This window comes from Spirosoma migulaei, assembly GCF_054776855.1.
In genome coordinates, this window is the sequence record NZ_BAAHBG010000037.1 from 1 (window position 1) to 23647 (window position 23647).

Genomic DNA, 23647 nt, shown 5'->3' on the forward strand with positions numbered 1-23647 from the left:
TTTGATTAATTCACAAACCTAAAAAAATACAATGCCCTCCACAACTTTTGGAACTGATCCAAACAACTCTCAGTAATCTAATCACTTTTGTACACCAAAATGTACACCAACAAAAAAGCACTTACAAGTTTTGTCTCGTAAGTGCTTGATTTTCAGTGGTGGGAGTTGACGGGTTCGAACCGCCGACCCTCTGCTTGTAAGGCAGATGCTCTGAACCAGCTGAGCTAAACTCCCTTTGTTTCCCTTGCGTTGTTCCGTTTGGGAGTGCAAATATAAGAGGCTAAATGAGCTTTATGCAAGCCTTTGCTTCAAAAAAAATGAAAAAATTTGCAAGTGGCTGATAGCCAATGCGCAGTTTATTCAAAATTCAGATACAAGGTTACCGAATGGGTGGTCAGTTTTTTGATCCCAATGCCAGCTGCGTTGTTGCTGGGCTGCAACAGATTAACAAGCCCATGAGAGAAACGCAATTCAGGTGCAAATTTGAAAAACTCAAAAAATTGCTCCAACCCGACGCCATATTCAACGGCAAAGTCGATGGTGCCTGTACTCAGCTTGCTGGCCCCCTGGAGTTCCTTCCGACGCACATTACTCTCGATGCTGAATGTTCCACCAGCCAGCAAGTACATACGTGTGTTGTTCCGGCGTTCAGATTTGTATTTGAGTAATAAAGGAAAGTCGATCCATGTCGATTCGCGCGTTTCGGTTTTTGAGGTGCCGCCTGGATAATCATACTGTACTTCGCGACTAAACAACGATACGGATGGCGTCAGCCGCAAATCGAACCGGTCGTTCAGATAAGCGTTGACCGACAGACCAACCCGAAACGCGGGCTTATTAGGCGAATAAATCCGGTAAGCCGAATCGGCAGAAAGGAACGTAGGGCTGTAGCTAACACTGAACCGGGTGACCGGTGCTGCAAAGAAAAAGCCGTAATGTATGGTCTTGTCGTCGTAGCGTTCGAGGTGCTTTCGTACGTATTTATAGCTTGTCTGGGCCCGTGTCTCGGTATAAAAAAGACAACTAAGCAATACAATAAAACCAAGATGCGCCGATAATCGGGCAATAGCGTTTAGCATGGGTTGGCCTGGATAGGCTATGGCAGTTTGTGGCCTATGTAGATCGATGCAACGCCGAACGTGAGCGGTATCCATTTAGTGTTTGTAAAGCCGGCTGCTTCATAAATACGCAGAAAGTCGGGACCATCGGGAAACGCCTGCACCGATTCAGGCAGGTAGGTATAGGCCGAGGAGTCCTTGCTTACTACGCGCCCGATGAGCGGCAGAATGGTTCGGGAATAAAAACTGTAAAACTGTTTAAACGGAAACTGGCGCGGGTTCGAAAACTCCAGCACCACGCAAACACCACCAGGGCGAGTAACGCGGTACATATCGGTCAAGCCTTTTAACAGGGTTTCGAAGTTGCGCACACCAAATGCAACGATGACAGCGTCGAAATCATTGTCTGGCAGGGGCAATCCTTCTGAATCGCCCAGGCGCATTTCAATAATTTGATCGACGCCCCGCTTTTTCATCTTCTCGCGCCCAACGGATAACATGCCCTCCGAAATATCCATACCAACAATTTTCTCGGGCTTGAGGGCTAGTGCCTCCAACGCGAAGTCGCCGGTGCCGGTAGCGATGTCGAGAATGCGTTTAGGGGGCTTGGTGGCTGCCTTGCGGAGTTCACGAATGGCCCGTTTGCGCCAGAGAATATCAATGCCACCGCTTAGGACGTGATTTAACAAATCATATTTGGGTGAAATACTATCAAACATCTCCGCGACCTGTTCGCGTTTGGAGGTGTCTTTATCTTTATAAGGAACAACAGACATTTTTCAATGAGCGAATGAGTGAGCGAGTGAAAGAGCGGTTGGCGCACCAGCGATTTATTGGCTCAGTAGTTTTCACTCTTTAATATAATACAAAGGTAATGCCATAACGGTACGTTTCAGGTGAAAGTTTGTTAGTTCGGTGGGCAATGTGTAGTTTCGACTCAATGCTATTCTCTCATCTACAACTTGATTCGCTATGCCCTCTTTCTTTTTTTTAACCTTACTGGCGCTGAGTTCATTAGTGATTAGTAAGCCTGCTGAAGAAGACCCAATCACGAAAAAAGCTCAAAAAATTCACCAGCGCGTACTCACGCTCGATACCCATGCCGATGCGCCCATTATGATGCAGAAGCCGGGTTTTGATGTGGGTACCTCGCACGATACCAAACGGGATCAGTCGCAGATTGACTTTCCACGGATGAAGAAGGGTGGCATGGACGCTATGTTCTTTGCCGTCTATACCTCCCAAGGCCCCCGGACCGATTCGGGCCATGCCGAAGCCAAACGGAACGCCCTCAATCAATTCGATCTGATTCACCAGGCGCTGAAAAAATACCCCGATCAGGCCGAACTAGCGACCTCACCAGCCGATGCGTATCGGATTCAGAAGTTGGGTAAGCGGGCCGTTTTTATCGGTATGGAAAATGGCTATCCAGTTGGCAAAGATTTGTCGATGCTGAAAACATACTACGACCTTGGCTGCCGATACATCACCCTGACCCACTTTGCCAATAACCTCATCGGCGATTCATCGACCGACCCGGATGGCCCGATCTATGGTGGCCTGAGTGATTTTGGCAAACAGGTCGTAGCTGAAATGAACCGACTGGGTATCCTGATCGACGTGTCGCACGTGGCCGATAGTACGTTTTACGACGCGCTGGCCCTCTCAAAAGCCCCCGTTATTGCCTCGCATTCCAATTGCCGCGCCATCTGCGATTTTCCGCGGAACATGACTGATGATATGATTAAGGCCATTGCCGCTAAAGGTGGTGTGGTGCAGGTGAATTTTGTGAGCGATTATCTCAAAAAACCATCTGCTGAGCACCGGGCGGCCAAAACCAAAATCAGGATGGCGGGCGTAGGTAAAGTACTCTCGGCAGATATGAAAGCGCGGCTGGAGGCCCAGAGCGATTCGGTAGCCAAAGCGTACGCGTCGGAGCGGGCCAGTTTATCCGATATTGTGGATCACATTGATCATATTGTTAAACTGACGAGCATCGACCACGTAGGTATTGGTTCCGACTTCGATGGGGGCGGGGGCGTAAATGGTCTCGAAGACGTGAGCGAAATTGAGAACCTGACCGCCGAACTCGTTCGTCGGAAATACTCGGAAGCCGACATTGCCAAGATCTGGGGTGGTAATCTGCTACGGGTGCTGGGGCAGGCGAAGGTAGGGAATTAGTGGAATCGTGAAATAAGTGCAGTGGTTCATTTAGCGGAGCTGTTCCCTACTTCACTAATTTACTGACTCAACTAATTAACTACTCCACCAATAACCATGTCTCCCGAAGCTGTTTTTAGCCTGGCTAGTACGCTTGTTCTGCCACAGTGGTTGCTGATGATTTTTGCCCCGCGCTGGTTCGTGACGAAGTGGCTGATGAACTCATACCTGATTCCGGTAGGTCTGGCTATCATCTACATTATTTATTTGTTTAGTGGCGGGCCGGTCGATTTTGCTGCTTTTGGTACGTTGGCGGGTGTTAAAGGGTTGTTTTCGAATGGGGGCGATGGCGTTATGCTGGCCGGATGGGTACATTACCTCGCCTTCGATTTAGTCGCTGGAACCGTTGTTGTGCGCGATTCGCAGGAGAAATGTATCTCGCACTGGTTCATTGTGATTCCCTTGTGTTTCTGCTTTATGCTCGGGCCCATTGGCTTGCTCTTGTACTGGCTCATTCGGGTAATTCGTACACGGCAACTATCTGTATAGAATCCATCATTATGACAGCTATCTTCTCTACGCTTCAGGTACGAAATATCATTCTGTATCAGCTAGGCTGGTGTTGCATGGCGGGGATGCTCGTTTGCGCTGTGCTGGCTCTCATCACACAGACCCAGGTGCTGGGCATCAATGCGTATCTAAAACCTATGAAGTTTTTTGCTTCTACGGTTATTCTCTGCTGGACAATGGCCTGGTATCTTGCAGAACTCCCTCAAAAAGGAAGTGTGCGCGTCTACTCCTGGATGTTCGTTTTCGTTTTTGTTGTTGAATTGGGCATTATTATCTGGCAGGCCAGCCGAGGTAAGTTATCGCATTTTAATCTTTCCACTCCAATAGATGGTCTTTTGTTTAGCCTGATGGGTGTGGCCATTACGGTATTTACTGGCTGGACGGCATACATTGGCTTCCTCTTTTTTCGGCTCGATACGACAACTAGTAGCCCAGCCTATTTGTGGGGTATCCGACTGGGCATTCTCCTCTTTGTCGTTTTTGCGTTCGAAGGATTTATGATGGCGGGCCGTCTGGCACACACGGTTGGCGCGCCTGATGGTGGGCCGGGTTTACCTGTACTCAATTGGAGTACCCGCTTTGGCGACCTACGAGTTGCCCACTTTTTTGGAATGCATGCCTTGCAGTTAATTCCCCTATTTAGCTATTACATTGCCCGGCAACCGATCCATGTTATCATCTTATCTGTTTTCTATTTTCTTTTGGTAACGTTCTTACTGATGCAGGCCTTAGCCAGTAAACCCTTACTGTCTACCCTGGGCAACTGACGGTAAAAAATCGACCTGCTCATCTTTACAGGGTAAAGGCCAATTCAGCGGCCTGTCAACGTCATACTCGATAACCTTGTTTCTCCGATGAACCGTACCGATTTCTTGAAAACGTCTGCTCTGGCTGGGGCTACACTCATCACCGATCCAATTCAAGTTAGAGCATTCATTACTCGCCAACCGGCCAAGAAGTATCGCACGGCATTGGTAGGAACGGGCTGGTGGGGCGGTAATATCCTCCTAAATGCGGTGCAGGCTGGCGAGTCGAAAATCGTTGCGCTCTGCGATGTGGATACGCGGCAGCTTCAAAAAACCAGCGATACCCTAAGCAAACTAACGTCCGATAAACCCAAGCTTTACCGCGACTACCGCGAAATGCTGGCCACCGAAAAGCCAGAAATTGTCATTGTAGCCACCCCCGATCACTGGCACCCGCTTATTGCTATTGCGGCCATGCAGGCAGGAGCGCACGTATATGTAGAGAAACCAATCAGCCATACTATTAATGAAGGGAAGGCAATGGTGAAAACTGCCCGACAAACCGGGAAGATCTGCCAGGTAGGTATGCACCGGCGAGTGTCGCCCCACAATGTGTCGGGCCGGGAGTTTATACAATCCGGGAAGGTTGGGAAGATTGGTATGGCGCGGGCATTTGTGCATTATGCTGGTGGCGCCGGTCAGCCTACGCCCGATGGGGAAGCACCTAAAGAAATGGATTGGAACATGTGGTGTGGTCCTGCTCCACTGCGAGCCTACAATCCGGCTATGCACCCCCGGAGCTGGCGTAATTTTTTAGACTATGCCAATGGGACACTCGGTGACTGGGGTATTCACTGGATGGATCAGATTTTATGGGTAACGGAGCAAAATCACCCACGAAAAGTATACTCGACTGGTGGCCGGGCCATCAAGAAAGATAGTACCGATGCTCCCGACCATCAGGTAGCTACTTTTGAATTTGACGACTTTACCGCCGTTTGGGAGCACCGGACATTTGGTGGCAACATGGCTGAGAAAACACACCCACAGCAGGCCGTAGGCGTTTATTTCTACGGAACGGAAGGAACGTTCCACATGGGCTGGATGGACGGCTGGACGTTCTACCCATCAGATCCTAAAAAACCAGTCGTTCATCAGGACCCTCAACTGGATAAACCCGATGATCAGAATATCGCCTTACTCTGGGCCAATTTCCTAAGTAGCATCAAATCCAACAAACTGCCCGTTTGCGACATCGAAATTGGGCAGCGATCAACAAACATGGCGCTGCTTGGTATGCTATCGCTGAAGCTTGGTCGTAGTGTTGAGTGGGATGGTACGCAGATTCCAAATGATCCTGAAGCCAATAAGCTCCTGAGTCGGGCGTACCGGGGTGAATGGCAGTATCCGGTTTAATACGGGTTTAGCTATCTTTGTACGCATCATTTGACAGTACCCAAACACAATCTCGTCAGACTCGGCACATTGAATAAGATCTTGTCAGATGTTGCTGCTCATTTTGGTATAAGCCGCGAACAGGTAGTCGAACGTTTGTTTCGATGAAGGAGCAAACGGCACCTATACCAGGAAAGTGTGATCGGACATTCGATCTATTTACACTAACTCCAGCGTGTAGCCCTTCCAGGCTGTTTTTTGCTCTGACTGTATATGGAAATCAATTCCCTGGTGAACCTCAGTTTGCTCTTCGGGGAGTTTGTGATGTCGTTTCCAATACGCATTCATATACGCAATGGCGCTGGTAAACAGGCGTTGTGTATAAGCGGTCTTTTCATCGGCAGTCATAGCCCAGGCGTTATCAGAGCCGACTATATGGATTTTCTGACGTATCAGGGAGTCATGCGTTTTATAATAAAACAACACATCGGTCCCATTTTTATCAGAGTTAGTGGGTACTGCAGTCGTAAAGGTGAGTATAGGCATTAGACGCTACGGAATGCTGGGTATGCCGACAAGGTAGGTGTTTATTCGACAATTTCCGCCTGGTATCAGCGCCAGGCAAGCCCGTAAATACCCAAGCCCGGCCATTTCGTGGCTGGGCTTTTTTGTTTGCCACCTATAATCAGGATAATGGCAAATCAAGAATTGAGCGTAGCGCGCTCAGCCGTAGTAGATAAGTCGGCCGATCAGGCGTTAATACGCTAACTCAAATAAATCTTCATCCGAAGTTGCTTCCGTTTGTCCCTGCTCTAGATTATCCAGAACAATTCGGGCAAAAGCCACTTTATCTGATTTTCGGTACTTATTGGGAGTCAACCTGCCCGAAGGCGCTTTAAAGTCTTGACTCACCTGTTGGCACATTGCCCACAACTTCGGATTCATTCTGATTTTGTATTGCCGAATCGGTGTGTCCTCGGCAAACCAAAGATCGATGACGTTCTTTATCGATAACTTTACTATAGCACCCATACTGTATGTATTGGTAAAAAAGGACAAATGTTTAATTATTTAATGATTAAATTAAATAATTAATGAAAATATAATGCAAAACTCGCGCCAAGCCCTAATTTCCCCTCTCTATTAGTAAGCGGTACAACCTTGATTTTGTTGTGTTTATGACAATTTCTATCCCCTCTGACTTTGCATTTTATTATTGGTAACCAAAAAAAATACAGGTGTTAGTAAACGAGAACGCGATGCCAGTAGATACTGACATCGCGCTCTCGTTTACGTTTTATGGAATTACTTGTCAAGTTTACATTAGGCAATACTACAATCAGCACCCAGGCAGCTAATTATACGCATTGGTCCAAATGCCAGGCTTTTCGAAGATGACTAACTGTTTGTCCTAGTAAATCCAGCGTGGTGGGTTTAGTCAGGAATTCATTAGCGCCTAGTTCATACGCATACAACCGATCCGTTGCTTCACCGGAGGTTGTTAGAATTACGATTGGAGTGTGCGCATACCGCGAGCTATAGCGCAATACCTGCAAGGCTTCAAATCCGTTGAGCCGAGGCATGTTCAAGTCCAGGATAATTAAACACGGCTCCGATTTTAGTTGTGCCAAGTCCTCTAATAGGGCCAGCCCATCCACCGCAAAGACCAATTGACATTCAGGACTGTGCTGGGCAAAGGCGTATTGTAATAGTAGGCGGTCATCTTCATCATCATCAGCAATAAAGACAGCATGAGCCGGGTACGGATCCATTAGCTAGTTGTTACGGAGAATGCGAATATACAACAATCAACCGACTACTGCCAGCGCCAAGACAGGTCGATCAGTTTTATGGACTTAAACAATTGCTGGCTTATAGGTGTCTATACTTATTGCTTACAATCAGTTCAATAATGATAGATACACCTACACCCTGGATTGCGCTACTGGATGATGATGAAGACGATTTTATGTTTTGGCAATACGGATTTGACAATTGGGCCAAGACAATATCCCTAAAATGGTTTGTGTCTGCCGAATCATTTCTTGGGGAGGCCGCCAAGGCTGCCAATAGGCCAACCGCTATCGTTTTGGATGGGGTTGTCCCTACTGACGATCAGGAAGCCTGGTTAACAACTTTTCTGGGCCATGTGTGTTGCCAGAACATCCCTGTATTTATGTTATCAGGCCAGTTCAATCAAGAGCAACAGCAACGTTTTCTGGCGCTAGGGGCCAGTGGCTATCTAGTGAAGCCAACCTCGTTCCAGGAACTTCAGGATATAATTCTGAAGGTAGTTGATAAGCAGGGGCCGTCAGTAGCCAGTCTCTGAGTGAATCCCAGTTTGATCGTAAAGCGATAAACTATCCACTCTGTGAGGCCGGTAAGCTGATAGGCATTTGGTGCGACTAATAGTAGCTTTGCTGGCTATAAACAGCAATGCCGCTTCATGAAGCGGCATTGTGAATAAGAGAGGGCCAGTTATTGGTTAGCTTAGCAAATGAGGTTTCGATTTATAGGTTTCCCATAAAAATTCACCGAACAGGGTATTAGCCCAGGCAAACCATTTGCGGGTGAAGTTTGCTGCATCGTTTTTATGGAAGGATTCATGCATAAAACCGGTGCCTGCATGGCAATTTTTTAGCAACGTAATGCACTCCCTTATCTCCTTCTCACTGGTACTGGTTAAGCCTCGGATAATAATACCTAACGGCCATATCATATCAATGCCCGCGTGTGGACCACCTATGCCTTCGCCAGCCTTGCCTTTAAAAAAGAAGGGGTTGTTTAACGATAGCAACATCTTCCGCGTAGTTTGATAAACAGGATCATTTACTGGCATAGCATCCAGATACGGTAGGGCTAACAGACTGGGTACATTGGCGTCGTCCATCAAATTATAACTCCCATACCCGTTCACTTCATAGGCATATATCTTACCGTAGTCGCTGTGGTTAATAATGGCATGCCGCTTTAAAGCCGTTTCTACTTCAAGTGCAAGCGCATTGAGCTCGTTGATAGTAGCTTTATCACTGGCTATCTTGTCAATCATTTTTGCCGCTTGCCGAAGGCTTGTTACCGCAAAGAAATTGGATGGGACCAAAAACGAATAGACTGTGGCATCGTCACTTGGCCGGAAAGAGGAGCAGATCAATCCAACTGGTTTTACTGGGTATCCGTACCCATTCATGGGCACCCCATCTGTAGCCCAGGATGTTTTACGCTGAAAATGGTACGGGCCGTTATTGTGCTTACGCTGCTGCTCTTTAAACGTTTTAAGCGTAAGCCCTATCGCCTGTTTCCATTGAGCGTCAAAGGGAGTGGTATCGCCCGTCAACTGCCAGTACCGATGGGCCAGCCGAATGGGGTAACACAAGGAATCTATCTCCCATTTACGCTCATGCAACCCCGGTTTCATATCGGTTTCATCGGTTTTCCACTCACCCGTTTTGGTTGGGTCATCGTAAAAGGCATTGGCGTATGGATCCCGTAAAATGCAGGCTGTCTGCCGGTTTATTACGCCCGCAATGAGCTGCTGTAAGTCCTTATCCTTTTTGATGAAATTCAGATACGGCCACACCTGTGCGGTGCTATCCCGAAGCCACATGGCATCAATGTCGCCGGTAATAACGTAGGTATCAGGCTTGCTCCCTTTCGTATACGTGACGGTGGTATCCAGAGTATTGGGAAAGCAGTTGCCAAAAAGCCAGCCTAGTTCTTTATCCTTCACGGCCGACTGAAACTCAAGGATCGTATCCTCTATAACCTTACTGCTGAACTTCCGCTGGTCTGGCGCAACGCGTACAACTGGAAGGGCAGGATTGCCAAAGGTGGGTAGCTTGCTGAGCAGTAAGCCTGTACTTAGCACGGCTGATTTTTTTATAAAGGTACTTCTGTTCATAAACACGATTGCATTACTAAATGACACGGGTCTAACTCATTCAAAAGTATGTCAAAAAAGACCATTTCTAACCGAATTTTTGTAATCGAAGCCGCAAATTCCTACTTCATTTGCCACTAGCACGGAGTAGATTAGCCCGCAAACTGCCTACTAGGTCTGTATGGACTTGATACGCCTAAACCTTACTATGAAACTCAGCTCACAACTAGTAATCATTTTTCTGCTCGTCAGTTCATGGGTGGGCGCACAATCACAAAGCGATCGGTATAAATTGCCCGGAAAAGGCTTGAAACAGCACGATTTTTTATATGCTGGTGAGTGGGACATTCGCAAACCGACTGCACAATCTATGTTCCTTATACGGGGTGGGAAAGTGGTTTGGCAGTACTCTGTACCCATGCGTACGGCCACCGGAGCTGTTCAGGAATTCGACGATGCAACGCTGCTGTCCAATGGGAATATTGTTTATGCCTGCATGTCGGGAGCCGGGGTTATAACGCCTGAGAAAAACATTATCTGGCAATATGTATGCGCACCAGGTACTGAAACTCATTCTTGCCAGCCAATTGGCAAGGATAGTGTTCTGATGGTATTGAATGGTACGGTTGGTAAGGTGATGATTTTTAATACAGCTACCAATAAGTTGCTGAAAGAGTTGGTTATTCCAACGAAAGGTACCGGTTCACATTATCAATTTCGCCATGTGCGTATGACACCCGGCAAAAAGACTATCATGGTAGGTCTTCTGACCGAAAAGAAGGTGGTTGAGCTTGATTGGGATGGCAAAGAGGTCTGGTCGGTTAATGCTTCTTCAGCCTGGTCTGCTATTCGGCTTCATAACGGAAATACCCTGATTTCTGGCGATGGCGAGGGGTACACTCGCGAAGTGAATCCAAAGGGAGAAACTGTGTGGGAATTTACCAGGGCCGATGCCCCTTTTAAAGTGGGCAATACACAAACCGCTAATCGCCTGGCCAACGGAAATACGGTGATATGTAGCTGGATTGCAGGCAATAACAATACCGCAGAATGGGCCGGCACAGTTCAGGTTTTTGAAGTTACACCTGCTAAACAGATTGTCTGGGCGCTGTCGTCCTGGGAAAATCCGGATTTAGGTCCTGCTACGTCCATTCAATTACTGGACGAGCCCGGAAACCCGGACACAGGCGAGCAGCAACGATAATAACCGCGGCTTGGGATGACGCGCTTTAACGCCCTAAATTAGGGGCAATTTACTTATTCGTCGGCTACTCTTTTACCCTTCATGCACCGTATTCTTGTCGCAAGCCTTCACCGGGCTACCCATGTTATCAATCTATTAATGAACTACCTGCGTTCTGTTCGGGAAAAGCAATTTGAACGAAAACTAAAGCGTACGGTTGGATTTAGCTTTACATCGGATTGGGCTAGCCACAATTATGTCAATTGGGAAAAGTGGTTTACTGGTTATAGGCATCAGCCAAATCTTCGGGTACTGGAAATCGGTAGCTTTGAAGGTCGTTCAACAGTTTGGTTTCTGGAAAATGTGTTGACGCACCCCAGTGCACAACTTGTTTGTGTTGACCCTATGCCCTGGCCAGTTAACCCGCCCCGCCCCCGGTTCATGCATAATATTCAGTTAACGGGCAAAGCCCAACAGGTGACCCTTATTCAGGAGCGCTCTGAAATTGCCCTCACCAAATTACCGCCTGCCAGTTTCGACATTATTTACATTGACGGGGCTCACGATGCTATCAACGTACTTGCTGATGGTATGTACAGTTGGGAATTACTCAAGGTTGGGGGGCTTATGCTGTTTGATGACTATCTGTGGGAACCGGATAAGCCTGAATACCATCGTTGCCAGCGGGCAATCGATTTACTGCTCAAACAGTTTGGCACTCGAAAAACACTGTTGCACCTGGATTACCAGGCTTTACTTCGAAAAGACGCCGATTAATGAGGCCTCAAGCCAAGCTCATACCAATTCAATCCCGGCACTATTGAACTCGAACAGCGAATCGAGAATATTAACCGCTGGAACGCTAGGTGTATGGTGCTGAAGGGCTACGACAACGGCTCTGGCGTGGGCGTTCCCATTGCAACCTACGCATCGGCTTGCAACCTACGCATCGGCGGTCACCATGTATGAAGTCGGATCCAATCATTTTTTTTGACAGAAAACGCCGGAATACGGGGGATTTAGTTGCCATACAGCCTCATGCATCGCCGTATGCGCGGGCGTTTCTGGACGGCCGGGCCGCCGATCCGAAGAGAATCCACTGAATTTTCGCCGGGAGTTGCGGTCCGGAGGAGGCTTGCCGTCGTATTCGTATCCTCGTTGTAGGCCGTGGTTCTGGCAGATTCCCTGTACATCAATGGCACTCACCGGCATGAGTGTCATTTACCAGGCTCGGTTCAGTAAATGCCTGATAAACCCGAGGAGACAAGTCCCGAAATTCAGTGCCTAAAACAACGTCGGGCAACGTTAGGCGGAAGCCTTCCGGCGCGTGAAGAGAACTGTTCGGCAATCATAACGCCTGAGCGGCATTCTTTGAAGAGTTTAAGCTGGGAACAGATGGACGAGCCGTGTCTACTACGATGGTATTAGTGAAAATTACTACCAAACTCCTCAAAGAACCGCTGGTTGGCAAATACATTCGGTCAATAAGCGGGTGTTGTTCAACGAGGTTAAAACGTTTGCCAATGCAAAAATCCAGCAGCTCACTAACGGAAAGCCGTCCACAAACTAGGCAACTGCGCCCCCGCTACCAGATTTCGGGAAATTTGGCCCGATTCGTCGGCAGGAAATGACGGGTACTGCCATTCGACCAGTCGAAATATGGTGGTTTCAGCCCGTACCTTCCTCTTGTTACTGTAGTAAGCTTAGAAAGCCTTTAGACGCATAATAGGCTCATGCTGGGATTAAATCAGTGGGGGATCGGGTAAACAAACCAGCGATCAGTCATTGCGCCTGCCCGCTGTTTATTGCCCATATCCTGATCAAGTACACTGATGGCACAACCCGCAGTGTGTATGGAGGTAAAGGTTACAAGGCTACCAAAGAACAACCCGGCTGAATGAATGCGGGTTTTAATGACGGCCGCTGGCAAACACCTTTAGTTGTGAAAGGCAGAGGATTTATCCCTATTCCCTCAAAGTAGCTTGACTTGCTAGGTTATTTGACTTTTCTGGCGATTATTGTCTGGAAAAGCGTCAGGAGAACCTATTCTTTTACTCAATCATACCAACCAGTGTATATGCAAGCGGATAAGCGTATTAAACGGAGAGACTTTTTAACCTATACAACTGGCATATTGGCAGGATTGCCTGCCTTTAATATACTAGGCCAACCGAACAGTTCTGATGTACCTGCCGCTGGCTTTACCTTGCCGCTGGGCGTTTGTACCTCCTACGATAAAGCGGGTTTGTTGAAAAGGCTGGGGTATTCGTTTGTCGAGGAAAGCGTAGGCCGTTTTTTGATTCCTGATGAAGGAGGGGATGCCCAGTTTGAGAAGAACCGGTTGGCCCTTGCCGAAGAAACGTTTCCAGTGCGGTCATACATCTATTTTTTTCCGGGCAAGCTTAAGTCTGTAGGTCCAGACCTGCACCATGAGGCTATTTTGGCGCGGGCTGAGGTAGCGTTGAAACGGGCAAAAGAGTGCGGATCGAAAAATATCGTATTTGGCAGTGGGGGCTCTCGTGCTATTCCCGATGGGTTTGACCGGGCTACTGCCAAAGCGCAGCACATTGCCCTATGCCAGAAGATGGCCCCCCTTGCTGAAAAATATGGTGTCACCCTGGCAGTAGAGCCGCTTAACCGGAGCGAAACGAATTTTATCAATAGCCTGGCAGAGGGGGTAGAGATCATTCAGGCGGTTAATAACCCCTGGTTTAAACTTCAGTGCGACATTTACCATATGCTCAAAGACAACGAGAGCCCGGATGAGATTGTCAAGTATGGCCAGTACATAACCCACTGCCACATTGCCGAAAAACAAAAGCGGACAGCGCCCGGTGTAATGGGCGATGATTTCAGACCCTATTTCCGCGCATTAAAAAAAATAAAGTATACCGGAGGCTTGTCGTTGGAGTGCGTCTGGACCGATTTTGACAGTGAAATTACACGAGGCATAGACGTCGTTAAAAAACAACTTAACGACGTTTGAGATGTCTTTATATTCAGACCATTTTTTTCGGTGTAACCCTACGGAAAACGACTCAGCGGCCATTGACTAAAACTTCAGATTCTGGACCCGTACCGCATTTAGAATCGCCAGCATCGCTACACCCACATCGGCAAAAACGGCCTCCCACATCGTGGCCAGTCCGCCCGCTCCCAGTACCAGCACAATGCCTTTGACCACTAAGGATAAGGTAATGTTTTGCCAGACAATCCGGCGGGTAGCCCGGCCAATTGCTACGGACATGGCAATTTTGGCCGGTTCGTCATTCTGAATAATGACATCAGCCGTCTCAATGGTCGCGTCGGAACCGAGCCCTCCCATTGCTATTCCCACATCGGCCAGCGCTACTACGGGGGCATCGTTGACCCCATCGCCAACGAAGGCCAGTTTTGATTTCGGATTAACTGACAAATCCGCTTTGAGACGCTCGACCTGCGTCACTTTATCTTCGGGCAGTAAATCGCCGTGCCATTCGTCCACACCGACTTGTTTAGCCACGGCTTCGACCACCGCCGACTTATCACCCGAGAGCATAACGGTATAGATACCGTCTGCTTTTAGTCGTTTTACCGCTTCAGCCGCATCGGGCTTTACCTCATCGGCAATGGTGAAGTAACCCGAAAACTGGCCGTCCAGAGCCGTCATGACGATCGTGTAGGGTATCTGAGTCAACGCGTCATCAAGCGAAACACTGAATTTCTGGAGCAGTTTGGCATTCCCTGCCAGCATCTCTTTCCCATCAACCCGACCTTTCAGGCCATGACCGGGAATTTCCTCTACGCCTTCGACTGAAATCGATTCATACCCTTTTTCCCCATCATGGACACGGCCGTTGTTGGCACGGGCATACGCCAGGAGCGCGGTGGCCACCGGATGGGTCGATTTACTTTCCAGGGCGGCAGTCAGCTGTGCTAGTTTATTGGCATCGATACCAACGGGTTTCACTTCCTGAACCGCAAAGACCCCTTTCGTTAGCGTCCCGGTTTTATCCATCACAACGGTTTTGAGCTGGGTCACCAGATCCAAAAACACCGAGCCTTTAAACAAAATACCCTGCTTTGACCCCGCGCCTATGCCGCCAAAATACCCAAGCGGAATAGAGATGACCAGAGCACATGGGCAACCGATCACTAAGAAGACCAGCCCCCGATAAAGCCAGTCCCGAAATTGATAATCAGCCACGAAAAAATAGGGCACCAGGGTAATTAGCAAAGCCAATCCGCAGATGGCGGGCGTATAGATCTTCGCAAATCGGGCAATGAATTCCTGCGTCTGCGCCTTACGACCCGTTGCCTGTTGTACGAGTTTAAGAATGCGGGACAGCTTGGAATCCTGGTAAGGCGTTGTTACATCCATTTCGACCAGCGATTGCCGGTTGATCATCCCCGCCAGCACCGATTCGCCTTTTGCAATTGTCCGGGGCACACTTTCGCCCGTCAGGGCTGCGGTGTCGAACGTGCCGCTTTCCGAACGCATTGTACCATCCAGACCCACTTTTTCGCCCGGCTTCACCTGCACCACAGCACCAACAGCAACGGTAGCGGCCTTCACCGTCTGGGGCTTTCCGTTTTGCATGACTGTAACTTCATCAGGACGAACATCGAGCAAGGCTTTGATGGACCGACGCGCCCGAAGGACGGCCGCATCCTGAAACAATTCACCGATGGTATAAAATAGCATCACCGCTACGCCCTCGGGATACTCCCGAATGCCAAAGGCCCCCAGTGTAGCCACGCCCATCAAAAAGAATTCCGTGAACACATTGCCACTCACGATCCCTTTCCAGGCCCGTTTCAACACCGGCCAGCCGACTGGAAGGTAAGCGGCTATATACCCGATAAGGCGGACGGGGTCTTTGAACCAATCTGCGTATTTGTCCAGCACGATACCCACTAGTAGCCCCACCAGACTGATGATGACGGGGGCATAGGTGCGTAACGTTTGTACGGGACCTGTTTTTCCTGGAGCAACGTCTGCAGCTGGAGTCGTCCCTTCTTCTAGTAGATCGACGTCGTCTTCGTGGTCATGGTCATGCCCGTCGTGCCGGTGCCGCTCCGGCGTACCGGCCGGACCGTTATGTTCATCTGCCATGTGTCTAGAGTTCAATAAAAAAAGTGAGAATGCCGAGACCAATCAAAATGCTCCCGGTAATGCGTTTTTCATAATGGTCGAGCCAGTGCCAATTTACACGAGCTAAGCCCTGGTAGGAGAGGGCTGTCAACGCTACCATACAGGTAATTGTAACAAACGTGTACACGACAGCCAGCGTGGAGATGGCCCGCCAGCCAAGTGTACCGGCTGAGAAGAAGAATGTTTCAATTTCCAGGCAGGGCGAGAAGAGCATGGCCACCGATAAACTGGTGATAATGGTCGTTTTTGACCGTCCCTTTAGCCCCTTTGGCACATGCTCATGTGGTGCATTGGCGTCGTGCATGGCAAAGTAGATCAGCCCCATAAAGATCAATAACAGAGAGGCAATCAGGCGGGTCTGTTCTTCCAATCGTTCAGATACTTTAACCCCAATCGCTCCGATCAGCACACCTAAGACCACGGTGCTAAGCGTATGGAAAAAGCCACTCAGGGCCACCACCCCCAGCGTTTCCCGTTCAGACCAGCTTTCAGCGCGGCCAATCAGCACTACCGGCAGCCAGTGGTTAGGAATAGCCGCATGAACCGATCCGAGTAAAACGCTGCCGATTATTAAGTTCCAAAGCATCTGTTCGGGTTTATAGGCGCTCCTGCCTGCCTTATCAGACGGAAACAAATTGCCTCTAGTACTCGCCGAGAGGCTATCAAAGATACGATCCGATTCCGGGAGCTGTGCAACCATATGAATGTTAACCCAAATGCTACGCATAAGTTACGGACTACTCTTCTTCTGTAAACAGATTAAGGAAATAAGCCTTTGGTATGGTACTTTCTAAAACTGTCCACTAGTTGGGAAACGCCCTATCTTGCTTTTGAGCTTGTTTTACACCCGGTTAGCGTATAATTTTAGTCACCTTCATGTTAAAAATCACTTCACTAGACAAATGAAACTACTTATGGTGTTCTGGATTGCTATCCTGATCAATCTATCGGGATATGCCCAGGCAAAATTTCCTGCCGGTACCGAATCCGATTACGCAATCAAAAACTTCAAATTTGAAACCGGCGACGTTCTTCCCCAACTCACTATTCATTACACAACCCTGGGGCAGCCGGTAAAAGACGCAACTGGAACGGTGACCAATGCCGTCTTAATTATGCATGGCACAACCGGCAATGGCCGTGGGTTTCTGAACGGTTTGTTTGCCGGGAATTTATTTGGCCCCGGCCAACTGCTGGATGCTACCAAATACTATATCATACTGCCCGATGCGGTAGGGCATGGTAAGTCGAGCAAGCCAAGCAATGGATTACACATGAAGTTCCCTCAATACACCTATGATGATATGGTTGCTGCCAATTATCAATTGCTCACCGAGCATTTAGGCGTCAATCATCTTCGCCTGATTTTAGGTACCTCGATGGGAGCCATGCAGGCCTGGGTGTGGGGCTATACGTACCCTGATTTTATGGATGCTCTGATGCCGCTAGCGAGCCTTCCCGTAGAAATTGCGGGCCGAAATCGGATGATCCGAAAAATGGCCATCGATCTGATCAAACTGGACCCGGACTGGAAGCAGGGGGAGTATATGGCACAGCCGAAGGTAGGCTTAACGGGTGCCATATCGTCCCTGATTGTTATGACGAGCAGTCCGCTTCAAATGCAAAAAGGGTCACCTACCAAATCAAAGGCCGATTCTTCACTGGCGGTTCTGGAACAACGGTATTTTACTACCCTGGATGCGAATGATTTCATTTATCAGTTTGATGCCTCCCGAGATTATAACCCCGCTCCTTATCTGTCAAAAATAAAAGCGCCCGTATTTGCCATTAACTCCGCCGATGACCAGGTCAATCCGCCTGAACTCCAGCTCATGGAAAAGCACATCGGAAGCGTGAAACGGGGTCGCTACATTCTGCTTCCTATATCGGACAAAACAACCGGACATGGCACCCATTCCAACCCGACCATCTGGGGCGGTTATCTTCAGGAATTATTGGCGCTGACGGCTAACGAATAAGACATGCACACCCTTTTGCCTTTTCTGCTCGCCATGATAGCCGCCATCGTGCTGCTGAACATGTGGGCCAACAAACTAAAAATTGCGTATCCGATTCTGCTGGTTGTGGCTGGGTTGCTCGTTAGTTTTATTCCGGGACTGCCACAGGTACGAATCAATCCCGATCTTATCTTTTTTATTTTTCTGCCCCCACTCTTATTTGAGGCTTCCTGGACGATCTCCTTCAAGGAGATGAAAAAATGGTGGCGTATCATTGGTAGTTTTGCCTTTCTGGTCGTGTTTTTTACCGCCTTGTCGGTCGCGGTAGTGGCTACCCAGTTCATTCCAGGCTTTACCATTGCGCTAGGTTTTTTATTGGGAGGAATCATCTCCCCGCCCGATGCGGTAAGTACGGGAGCCATCACCAAATTTGTCAAAATTCCCAAAGCCACGTCGGCTATTCTGGAAGGAGAAAGCCTGCTCAACGATGCATCCTCGTTAATTATTTTCCGGTTCGCCCTGATCGCGGTGGGTACCGGTCAGTTCATCTGGCAGCAGGCGGCTCTGAGTTTTGTCTGGATGGTACTGGGCGGTGCGGGAGTAGGCTTGCTGCTGGCCTGGATTTTTGTTCAGGCGCATAAACGCCTGCCTCTTGAGGCTCAGTCTGCCATAGCCCTGACACTCATTGAGCCCTATTTTATGTATTGGGTAGCTGAGCAGCTTCATTGTTCGGGCGTGCTGGCGGTAGTGAGTGGTGGCTTGTTTATGTCGACCAGGCGGCTGGTTTTTCTAAACAGTGCCAGCCGTATTCAGAGCTTTAGTGTTTGGGAAAGTTTTGTGTTCATCCTGAATGGAATTGTCTTTCTGATCATCGGGCTGGAGCTTCCCGAAATTGTGGAAGGGCTGCGCGCTAAAGGTATTCCGCTGGGAACCGCCATTGGCTATGGGGTATTGGCAACAGGGGTGTTAATTGCTGCCCGAATCATCAGTTCGTATGCGGCCTTACTGGCTACGTTTATCTTTCGGCCTGGCGTAATTCCCCGTGCCCGATCCAATAGACGGCGTTGGCTGATGCCCCTGCTGCTGGGTTGGACGGGTATGCGGGGTGTGGTGTCGCTGGCTGCGGCTTTAGCGATACCGATTACCTTAGAGAATGGTGTAGATTTTCCACAAAGGAACCTCATTCTGTTTATTACGTTTGTTGTAATCCTACTTACTCTGCTGGTACAGGGACTTACGCTCCCTTATTTAATAGCAAGGTCGAAGTTGTTTGAGGGCATAATCGAAGAGGAGTCCGAAGAATTGACCAGGCAAAAAATGAAGCAGGGCTTGAAACAACACGTCTACCAGTTTCTGAAAAACAACTATGAAAGCGAGCTGACGGGCTACGCTGGCATGGAGAAATTCATCAAGCAATGGGAAGAGCGGGCCAAAGCCACCGACGATAGCTGGATGACCGAAAAGACAAAACTAATTTTTGTGGAAGTGCTGGAAAGTCAGCGCCAATACCTAACCGAGCTCAATAAAGATCCGAAGATTGACGAAGATATTATCCGTCAACAGTTATATCAAATCGATCTGGAAGAAGAACGGTTGAAGATTATTTAATTCTCACAAAAAAATGGTGAATTGTGCAATCACCATTTTTTTGTGAGAATTTGACATCACGACAGACATCCCGTATCGGAGCGAAAAGCCAATCAAACACGTTAGGACCGTAAACGTACGCTATCAGCTAAATAAAGGTGGTTAAAAGATAGTCTTCGTTCGTGTCCAACGCTTACTCGCTTTCCTCCTGACTAGCCCGTTCCACCGTTTCTACAAACTCCTCCGTAGAACGGTATGTATGTACGGATCGTCGACGTCTTCCTCCGAATCAGGTATATTCTCTGGATTAGCTAAACTCATGGAGCCGGAGTTAAAAGTCATAAGACAAGGGTGAAGGACTTGAACCGCTAGGCCTTACCAAATCAACTCGATTTACGGAAGTCCTATACGTTTCCAGTTATAGAACGAATATACGAGTCTGTAAATAGAAATGGTTTTTTGTTGTTAACTAACTGGTTGAGGAGCTATTTTTGACAATTGCCAGGGTTCGTTGATCCGGTATGCCGTTAAAATACTTACCTAAGACCGCTTGAAAAACAGGATCTGTCTGATCCAGGAGGCTAAAAAGGGTCATACTGGAGTGTAATTTCAAATCGTCTGGATTGCCCAGAATTTGATTGGCCGATTTTCCCTCAATCTGAAGCATTGCGTTGGCTATTTCAACCAAACGGTTTCCTAGTATTGGATGCTCTAAGTAGTCGCTGGCTTCCTGAATGTCGTTGATGGCATAGAATCGGGCGGTTTCACTAACGCCTAATCCGGCAATCTGGGGGAAAATATACCACATCCAGTGGGTCTGCTTTCGCCCGTTCCTGATTTCGGCTAAGGCTCTGGAATAGTTGGTATCCTGAGCGTCTAAAAAGCGCTTTAGGGAATGATCTGTTTTCATAGACGTTTGAGTCGGGAACCAAAGTAGCCTTCGTCCGAACATCCTCTTAACTGGCGAACGTGGCTAGTTGTTAGCTATCCCCTTTACTAATGAAGGGACATTCAGTGGTTTAAGGTAGTTAAGAACCTTTCCGGGTAGCGTGTCCCTGACACGACTCCGGCGGGCAGGATTGCTTCAATGGTTTGTAAGTCTTCCCCGGTGAGTTGCACGTTTTCGGATGCCATGTTTTCTTCTAAGTGATTGATGCGTTTGGAGCCGGGGATGGTAATTAGATCGTCGCCCTGGGCCAGCACCCACGCAATTGCTAACTGGGCTGGCGTACACCCTTTTTCGGCGGCCAGCGTTCTGACTTTTTCGACCAGCTCAAGATTTTTGTAAAAGTTCTCACCCTGGTAGCGTGGCATGTGTATACGGCTGTCTTTAAGATCGTCGGGCGTTCTGATTTCTCCGCTTAGAAAACCCCGGCTTAGCGGGGCATAGGCCACCAGACCGATACCCAATTCGCGAATGGTGAGAAGGACTTCCGCTTCGATATCGCGAGTCCAGAGTGAGTACTCTATCTGTAGTGCAGTGATAGGATGCACACCAGCCGCCTTGCGAATAGAAGCTGCGGATGCTTCAGAGAGACCAATGTAACGAATCACACCTTTTTCTACCAGATCAGCCAGGGCACCAACCGTGTCTTCAATTGGCACATTTGGATCTACCCGTGCAGGGGTATATAGATCAATGTGATCCGTTTTAAGGCGTTGGAGACTGTAAAAAACAGCGTTGCGAAGGTAATCAGGACGGCCAGTTACCGAACCTGGACCCATAGATTTGTTAGGCCCGGCAGTAACCAACTGACCGGTTTTTACCGAGAGGAAGGCTTGATCACGTTTGCCTTTGATAGCCTGAGCAATTAGCTCTTCATTGTGGCCTGTACGGTAGTAATCGGCAGTATCTAAAAAGTTGTGTCCGAGTTCAAGAGCTCGTTCAATAGTGGCGATGGATTCTGTATCGTCGGATTGTCCATAGGCACCCGACATGCCCATACATCCTAAACCAATTGCCGATACCCTGGGGCCGTTTGTTCCTAGCTTTCTGTTCATCATTTGTGTATTTAGTAGGAGAGCAAAGGTCTGGGGAACCGCAGGAAAGGAGCCGGACAAATCGTATTAGTTCCCGGACAAATCCTGAATGAAGGTGGCAATTGTTTGGCCAGTTACTTTTTTAAACAAACGTGAGAAGTAGTCAGGATCGTTGAAACCCAGGTCGTAGGCTAGCTCCTTGATAGAGCTTTCAGCATAGTAGAGACGACGTTTTGCTTCCAGTATGAGACGGTTGGTGATGAATTCTTTAGGAGAAAGGCCGGAGTAGTGTTTAACTATGGAGTATAAACTGTTGGTGTTGAGGGCGAGTTTTTTCGCAATTTCATGGACGGTGGTATGATCGGTGAGGTTGTTTTTTACAAACAGTTTGAAACGAATGTACTGGGAAAGTTTGTCGTCTGCTGGACTTTTGGCCGTGGAAAAATAAGCGGTGTTGATTTCGGTTAACAGGCTATTGAGGTGGGCCAGAATAAGCTCGGGATCGGTATCTGCCGCGCTTAATAAGTCGAGCAGTATGTCAAAGATAGAGTTGAGTCGGGCAGCAGTCGATGACGTGAATTGTATTTTTTGATTGTTGAATGGATTAATGAGGAAGGGATACTGTTTGGGCAATAGGGCAAGACAATTTTCATCAAAACCCAGCTTGAAATAATCGGTGCCTTTATTGGTTACCGGGAGTCGGTGGATTTGGTGAGGCAGGATGAATAAGAGCTCGTTGTTATTTATATCGAATTGCTGGAGATCAACGCCATGCTGAGTGCGGCCTTCCCGCATAAAAAGGAAAAAGTAGTATGATTTTCGTTGGGTAAGGCCGTATTGATCCGCGATTTCGGGAGGAAGATGGCCGAATGTAGGCGAGATAAGCCGGATAGAGAGCTTGTGGTTTTGTTTATAGAGATTAAAAAACGATTCGCTGGCTTGCATAGGGTAAAACTAGCGAAAATAGTAGCTGAGGATCGAGGAGCGATGAAGTGCCCGAATAACTTATGGCATCTGGTGGCCTTGCTACATTTGACTGGAGACAGTTTTTAGGCACATTTAGGGACAAACCAGAAGGTAGCCATGAAAAAAAGGCGTGTATTTGACGAAACGTTTAGGAAAATGGCCGTCGAGTTGTCCCATGCAAAAGGCTCAGTGCAGGAGGCTGCCCATGAGCTCGGCATCGACTCAAGTCGAATCACCAAATGGCGACAAAGCCACAAAAGCTCCGCTCAATTGACATCCTCGGCCGTTGGGCTGAGCGAAGAGCAGAAGCTGATCAAACGGCTACAGAAAGAGCTCAAAGACGCTCAGCTTGAGCGCGATATATTAAAAATGGCCGTCGGCATCTTCTCTAGGGGAGACGGGAAATCTTCCGATTTATAGCGGAACACGCCAATCAATTTCCTGCTGAGAAGATGTGCAAAGTGCTCAAGGTGAGCAGCAGTGGATACTATTATTGGTGCAAGCATCCAGTTGGTGCCAGGCAGCTAAAACAAGCTCAATTGCTAGGCGATATTCAACAGCTACACATCCAGAGTCAGTATCGATATGGCAGTCCCCGGATCGCTGATGAATTGCGGGAACGGGGCGTGAAGGCATCACGGAATCGAGTAGCTCGATTGATGCACAAAGCGGCCATTCGTAGTATAATGTACAAGAAGTTTCGTGTTCGGACTACCGACTCATCTCATAATTACCCAGTAGCCAAAAATCTGTTAAACAGAGAGTTTACAGCAGATAAGCCAGGACAGAAATGGGTGTCCGATATTACCTACATTCCGACTGGCGAAGGCTGGCTATACCTGACAACCGTGCTAGATTTAGCAGACCGAAGGGTGATCGGCTGGGCATTTGAGCGATAACCTGAAAGCCGTTGATACAGGCATAGCAGCGTGGCGTATGGCTCTTAACAACAGACGAATAGCGGGAGAACTTCTATTTCATTCCGATCGTGGTGTCCAGTACGCTTGCACTGAATTTCGAGAGCATTTAAAGG

At 48.3% G+C, this 23647-nt stretch carries 24 protein-coding genes and 1 tRNA gene; 12 read left to right on the top strand and 13 right to left on the bottom strand.

From position 1 onward, the window contains the following. Nucleotides 1-156 precede the first annotated feature (156 nt). From ACYVGO_RS32805 to ubiE, 3 genes are all read right to left on the bottom strand, one after another. Nucleotides 157-234, bottom strand: a tRNA-Val gene (locus ACYVGO_RS32805). Nucleotides 235-356: 122 nt separating this feature from the next. Further along, a complete protein-coding gene (gene porT, locus ACYVGO_RS32810) occupies nucleotides 357-1079 on the bottom strand; it encodes a type IX secretion/gliding motility protein PorT/SprT (RefSeq protein ID WP_142770810.1) in 723 nt (240 codons plus the stop codon). Between the two features lie 17 nt (nucleotides 1080-1096). After that, nucleotides 1097-1834 carry a bifunctional demethylmenaquinone methyltransferase/2-methoxy-6-polyprenyl-1,4-benzoquinol methylase UbiE gene (gene ubiE, locus ACYVGO_RS32815; protein ID WP_142770811.1) on the bottom strand — a complete coding sequence of 246 codons (738 nt, stop codon included), beginning with the start codon at nucleotides 1832-1834 and terminating at the stop codon, nucleotides 1097-1099. Between the two features lie 196 nt (nucleotides 1835-2030). Between ubiE and ACYVGO_RS32820 the strand changes: the two genes are divergently transcribed. The 4 genes from ACYVGO_RS32820 (at nucleotide 2031) to ACYVGO_RS32835 (ending at nucleotide 5950) form a co-directional block, all read left to right on the top strand. Further along, nucleotides 2031-3239, top strand: a complete 1209-nt coding sequence (locus tag ACYVGO_RS32820) for a dipeptidase (protein WP_460972964.1) — start codon at nucleotides 2031-2033, stop codon at nucleotides 3237-3239. Between the two features lie 96 nt (nucleotides 3240-3335). Next, complete coding sequence (locus ACYVGO_RS32825; RefSeq protein ID WP_460972965.1) at nucleotides 3336-3767, top strand: ABA4-like family protein; 432 nt, start codon at nucleotides 3336-3338, stop codon at nucleotides 3765-3767. An 11-nt stretch (nucleotides 3768-3778) separates the two neighbouring features. Next, the gene (locus ACYVGO_RS32830; protein ID WP_460972966.1) at nucleotides 3779-4555 is read left to right on the top strand and encodes a hypothetical protein; all 777 of its coding nucleotides are present in this window, start codon (nucleotides 3779-3781) and stop codon (nucleotides 4553-4555) included. A gap of 87 nt (nucleotides 4556-4642) precedes the next feature. Next, nucleotides 4643-5950, top strand: a complete 1308-nt coding sequence (locus ACYVGO_RS32835; protein WP_460972967.1) for a Gfo/Idh/MocA family protein — start codon at nucleotides 4643-4645, stop codon at nucleotides 5948-5950. A gap of 198 nt (nucleotides 5951-6148) precedes the next feature. On the opposite strand, the gene ACYVGO_RS32840 is transcribed toward ACYVGO_RS32835, so the two are convergent. The 3 genes from ACYVGO_RS32840 to ACYVGO_RS32850 all read right to left on the bottom strand — a co-directional run bounded on the left by ACYVGO_RS32840 (nucleotide 6149) and on the right by ACYVGO_RS32850 (nucleotide 7701). Beyond that, nucleotides 6149-6475 (bottom strand): hypothetical protein, encoded by a 327-nt coding sequence (locus ACYVGO_RS32840; RefSeq protein WP_460972968.1) that lies wholly within the window; start codon nucleotides 6473-6475, stop codon nucleotides 6149-6151. Nucleotides 6476-6685: 210 nt separating this feature from the next. Continuing rightward, nucleotides 6686-6961 (bottom strand): hypothetical protein, encoded by a 276-nt coding sequence (locus ACYVGO_RS32845; protein ID WP_142770817.1) that lies wholly within the window; start codon nucleotides 6959-6961, stop codon nucleotides 6686-6688. A 326-nt stretch (nucleotides 6962-7287) separates the two neighbouring features. Then, the gene (locus tag ACYVGO_RS32850) at nucleotides 7288-7701 is read right to left on the bottom strand and encodes a response regulator (RefSeq protein WP_460972969.1); all 414 of its coding nucleotides are present in this window, start codon (nucleotides 7699-7701) and stop codon (nucleotides 7288-7290) included. 140 nt (nucleotides 7702-7841) lie between these two features. On the opposite strand from ACYVGO_RS32850, the gene ACYVGO_RS32855 reads away from it, so the two are divergent. Continuing rightward, complete coding sequence (locus ACYVGO_RS32855) at nucleotides 7842-8258, top strand: response regulator (protein WP_460972970.1); 417 nt, start codon at nucleotides 7842-7844, stop codon at nucleotides 8256-8258. A 156-nt stretch (nucleotides 8259-8414) separates the two neighbouring features. Here ACYVGO_RS32855 and ACYVGO_RS32860 read toward each other — a convergent pair whose 3' ends face one another. Further along, on the bottom strand, nucleotides 8415-9827 hold the full coding sequence (locus ACYVGO_RS32860) for a glycoside hydrolase family 125 protein (RefSeq protein WP_460972971.1): 1413 nt from the start codon (nucleotides 9825-9827) through the stop codon (nucleotides 8415-8417). Nucleotides 9828-10014: 187 nt separating this feature from the next. Between ACYVGO_RS32860 and ACYVGO_RS32865 the strand changes: the two genes are divergently transcribed. Together ACYVGO_RS32865 and ACYVGO_RS32870 are read left to right on the top strand one after the other, a co-directional pair. Beyond that, nucleotides 10015-11010, top strand: coding sequence for a beta-propeller domain-containing protein (locus tag ACYVGO_RS32865; protein ID WP_142770821.1), 996 nt, complete (start codon nucleotides 10015-10017; stop codon nucleotides 11008-11010). An 81-nt stretch (nucleotides 11011-11091) separates the two neighbouring features. Next, nucleotides 11092-11766, top strand: coding sequence for a class I SAM-dependent methyltransferase (locus ACYVGO_RS32870; RefSeq protein ID WP_460972972.1), 675 nt, complete (start codon nucleotides 11092-11094; stop codon nucleotides 11764-11766). Nucleotides 11767-11970: 204 nt separating this feature from the next. Here the strand turns inward: ACYVGO_RS32870 and ACYVGO_RS32875 are convergent, their stop codons facing one another. Beyond that, complete coding sequence (locus tag ACYVGO_RS32875) at nucleotides 11971-12210, bottom strand: hypothetical protein (protein WP_460972973.1); 240 nt, start codon at nucleotides 12208-12210, stop codon at nucleotides 11971-11973. An 856-nt stretch (nucleotides 12211-13066) separates the two neighbouring features. Here ACYVGO_RS32875 and ACYVGO_RS32880 point away from each other — a divergent pair. After that, nucleotides 13067-13975: a sugar phosphate isomerase/epimerase family protein gene (locus ACYVGO_RS32880; RefSeq protein WP_460972974.1), complete on the top strand. Its 909-nt coding sequence runs from the start codon at nucleotides 13067-13069 to the stop codon at nucleotides 13973-13975. A gap of 66 nt (nucleotides 13976-14041) precedes the next feature. On the opposite strand, the gene ACYVGO_RS32885 is transcribed toward ACYVGO_RS32880, so the two are convergent. Both ACYVGO_RS32885 and ACYVGO_RS32890 read right to left on the bottom strand, forming a co-directional pair. Next, nucleotides 14042-16084: a heavy metal translocating P-type ATPase gene (locus ACYVGO_RS32885; RefSeq protein ID WP_460972975.1), complete on the bottom strand. Its 2043-nt coding sequence runs from the start codon at nucleotides 16082-16084 to the stop codon at nucleotides 14042-14044. 4 nt (nucleotides 16085-16088) lie between these two features. Next, on the bottom strand, nucleotides 16089-16709 hold the full coding sequence (locus tag ACYVGO_RS32890; protein ID WP_142776603.1) for a hypothetical protein: 621 nt from the start codon (nucleotides 16707-16709) through the stop codon (nucleotides 16089-16091). Nucleotides 16710-17025: 316 nt separating this feature from the next. Between ACYVGO_RS32890 and ACYVGO_RS32895 the strand changes: the two genes are divergently transcribed. Together ACYVGO_RS32895 and ACYVGO_RS32900 are read left to right on the top strand one after the other, a co-directional pair. After that, the gene (locus tag ACYVGO_RS32895) at nucleotides 17026-18102 is read left to right on the top strand and encodes an alpha/beta fold hydrolase (protein WP_460972976.1); all 1077 of its coding nucleotides are present in this window, start codon (nucleotides 17026-17028) and stop codon (nucleotides 18100-18102) included. 3 nt (nucleotides 18103-18105) lie between these two features. Next, on the top strand, nucleotides 18106-19689 hold the full coding sequence (locus ACYVGO_RS32900; protein WP_460972978.1) for a Na+/H+ antiporter: 1584 nt from the start codon (nucleotides 18106-18108) through the stop codon (nucleotides 19687-19689). A 448-nt stretch (nucleotides 19690-20137) separates the two neighbouring features. Here the strand turns inward: ACYVGO_RS32900 and ACYVGO_RS32905 are convergent, their stop codons facing one another. The 3 genes from ACYVGO_RS32905 to ACYVGO_RS32915 all read right to left on the bottom strand — a co-directional run bounded on the left by ACYVGO_RS32905 (nucleotide 20138) and on the right by ACYVGO_RS32915 (nucleotide 22593). Further along, complete coding sequence (locus ACYVGO_RS32905; protein ID WP_460972979.1) at nucleotides 20138-20578, bottom strand: DUF1810 domain-containing protein; 441 nt, start codon at nucleotides 20576-20578, stop codon at nucleotides 20138-20140. A 101-nt stretch (nucleotides 20579-20679) separates the two neighbouring features. Next, nucleotides 20680-21672 (bottom strand): aldo/keto reductase, encoded by a 993-nt coding sequence (locus ACYVGO_RS32910; protein WP_460972980.1) that lies wholly within the window; start codon nucleotides 21670-21672, stop codon nucleotides 20680-20682. Between the two features lie 63 nt (nucleotides 21673-21735). After that, nucleotides 21736-22593 (bottom strand): helix-turn-helix domain-containing protein, encoded by an 858-nt coding sequence (locus tag ACYVGO_RS32915; protein ID WP_460972981.1) that lies wholly within the window; start codon nucleotides 22591-22593, stop codon nucleotides 21736-21738. Nucleotides 22594-22731: 138 nt separating this feature from the next. On the opposite strand from ACYVGO_RS32915, the gene ACYVGO_RS32920 reads away from it, so the two are divergent. Then, nucleotides 22732-23034 (top strand): transposase, encoded by a 303-nt coding sequence (locus tag ACYVGO_RS32920; protein ID WP_460972982.1) that lies wholly within the window; start codon nucleotides 22732-22734, stop codon nucleotides 23032-23034. Nucleotides 23035-23066: 32 nt separating this feature from the next. Beyond that, complete coding sequence (locus tag ACYVGO_RS32925; protein WP_460972983.1) at nucleotides 23067-23513, top strand: IS3 family transposase; 447 nt, start codon at nucleotides 23067-23069, stop codon at nucleotides 23511-23513. The last annotated feature ends 134 nt before the right edge of the window (nucleotides 23514-23647 follow it).

Excerpts from the sequence above, each read along its gene's own strand:
- ACYVGO_RS32885 (WP_460972975.1), bottom strand. The coding sequence starts at position 16,084 with ATGGCAGATGAACATAACGGTCCGGCCGGTACGCCGGAGCGGCACCGG.
- ACYVGO_RS32830 (WP_460972966.1), top strand. The coding sequence starts at position 3,779 with ATGACAGCTATCTTCTCTACGCTTCAGGTACGAAATATCATTCTGTAT.
- ACYVGO_RS32860 (WP_460972971.1), bottom strand. The coding sequence starts at position 9,827 with ATGAACAGAAGTACCTTTATAAAAAAATCAGCCGTGCTAAGTACAGGC.
- ACYVGO_RS32850 (WP_460972969.1), bottom strand. The coding sequence starts at position 7,701 with ATGGATCCGTACCCGGCTCATGCTGTCTTTATTGCTGATGATGATGAA.
- ACYVGO_RS32840 (WP_460972968.1), bottom strand. The coding sequence starts at position 6,475 with ATGCCTATACTCACCTTTACGACTGCAGTACCCACTAACTCTGATAAA.
- ACYVGO_RS32870 (WP_460972972.1), top strand. The coding sequence starts at position 11,092 with ATGCACCGTATTCTTGTCGCAAGCCTTCACCGGGCTACCCATGTTATC.
- ACYVGO_RS32895 (WP_460972976.1), top strand. The coding sequence starts at position 17,026 with ATGAAACTACTTATGGTGTTCTGGATTGCTATCCTGATCAATCTATCG.
- ACYVGO_RS32920 (WP_460972982.1), top strand. The coding sequence starts at position 22,732 with ATGAAAAAAAGGCGTGTATTTGACGAAACGTTTAGGAAAATGGCCGTC.
- ACYVGO_RS32825 (WP_460972965.1), top strand. The coding sequence starts at position 3,336 with ATGTCTCCCGAAGCTGTTTTTAGCCTGGCTAGTACGCTTGTTCTGCCA.
- ACYVGO_RS32925 (WP_460972983.1), top strand. The coding sequence starts at position 23,067 with ATGTGCAAAGTGCTCAAGGTGAGCAGCAGTGGATACTATTATTGGTGC.
- ACYVGO_RS32915 (WP_460972981.1), bottom strand. The coding sequence starts at position 22,593 with ATGCAAGCCAGCGAATCGTTTTTTAATCTCTATAAACAAAACCACAAG.
- ACYVGO_RS32845 (WP_142770817.1), bottom strand. The coding sequence starts at position 6,961 with ATGGGTGCTATAGTAAAGTTATCGATAAAGAACGTCATCGATCTTTGG.
- ubiE (WP_142770811.1), bottom strand. The coding sequence starts at position 1,834 with ATGTCTGTTGTTCCTTATAAAGATAAAGACACCTCCAAACGCGAACAG.
- ACYVGO_RS32905 (WP_460972979.1), bottom strand. The coding sequence starts at position 20,578 with ATGAAAACAGATCATTCCCTAAAGCGCTTTTTAGACGCTCAGGATACC.
- ACYVGO_RS32835 (WP_460972967.1), top strand. The coding sequence starts at position 4,643 with ATGAACCGTACCGATTTCTTGAAAACGTCTGCTCTGGCTGGGGCTACA.
- ACYVGO_RS32855 (WP_460972970.1), top strand. The coding sequence starts at position 7,842 with ATGATAGATACACCTACACCCTGGATTGCGCTACTGGATGATGATGAA.
- ACYVGO_RS32890 (WP_142776603.1), bottom strand. The coding sequence starts at position 16,709 with ATGCTTTGGAACTTAATAATCGGCAGCGTTTTACTCGGATCGGTTCAT.
- porT (WP_142770810.1), bottom strand. The coding sequence starts at position 1,079 with ATGCTAAACGCTATTGCCCGATTATCGGCGCATCTTGGTTTTATTGTA.
- ACYVGO_RS32880 (WP_460972974.1), top strand. The coding sequence starts at position 13,067 with ATGCAAGCGGATAAGCGTATTAAACGGAGAGACTTTTTAACCTATACA.
- ACYVGO_RS32820 (WP_460972964.1), top strand. The coding sequence starts at position 2,031 with ATGCCCTCTTTCTTTTTTTTAACCTTACTGGCGCTGAGTTCATTAGTG.
- ACYVGO_RS32910 (WP_460972980.1), bottom strand. The coding sequence starts at position 21,672 with ATGATGAACAGAAAGCTAGGAACAAACGGCCCCAGGGTATCGGCAATT.
- ACYVGO_RS32900 (WP_460972978.1), top strand. The coding sequence starts at position 18,106 with ATGCACACCCTTTTGCCTTTTCTGCTCGCCATGATAGCCGCCATCGTG.
- ACYVGO_RS32865 (WP_142770821.1), top strand. The coding sequence starts at position 10,015 with ATGAAACTCAGCTCACAACTAGTAATCATTTTTCTGCTCGTCAGTTCA.
- ACYVGO_RS32875 (WP_460972973.1), bottom strand. The coding sequence starts at position 12,210 with ATGACACTCATGCCGGTGAGTGCCATTGATGTACAGGGAATCTGCCAG.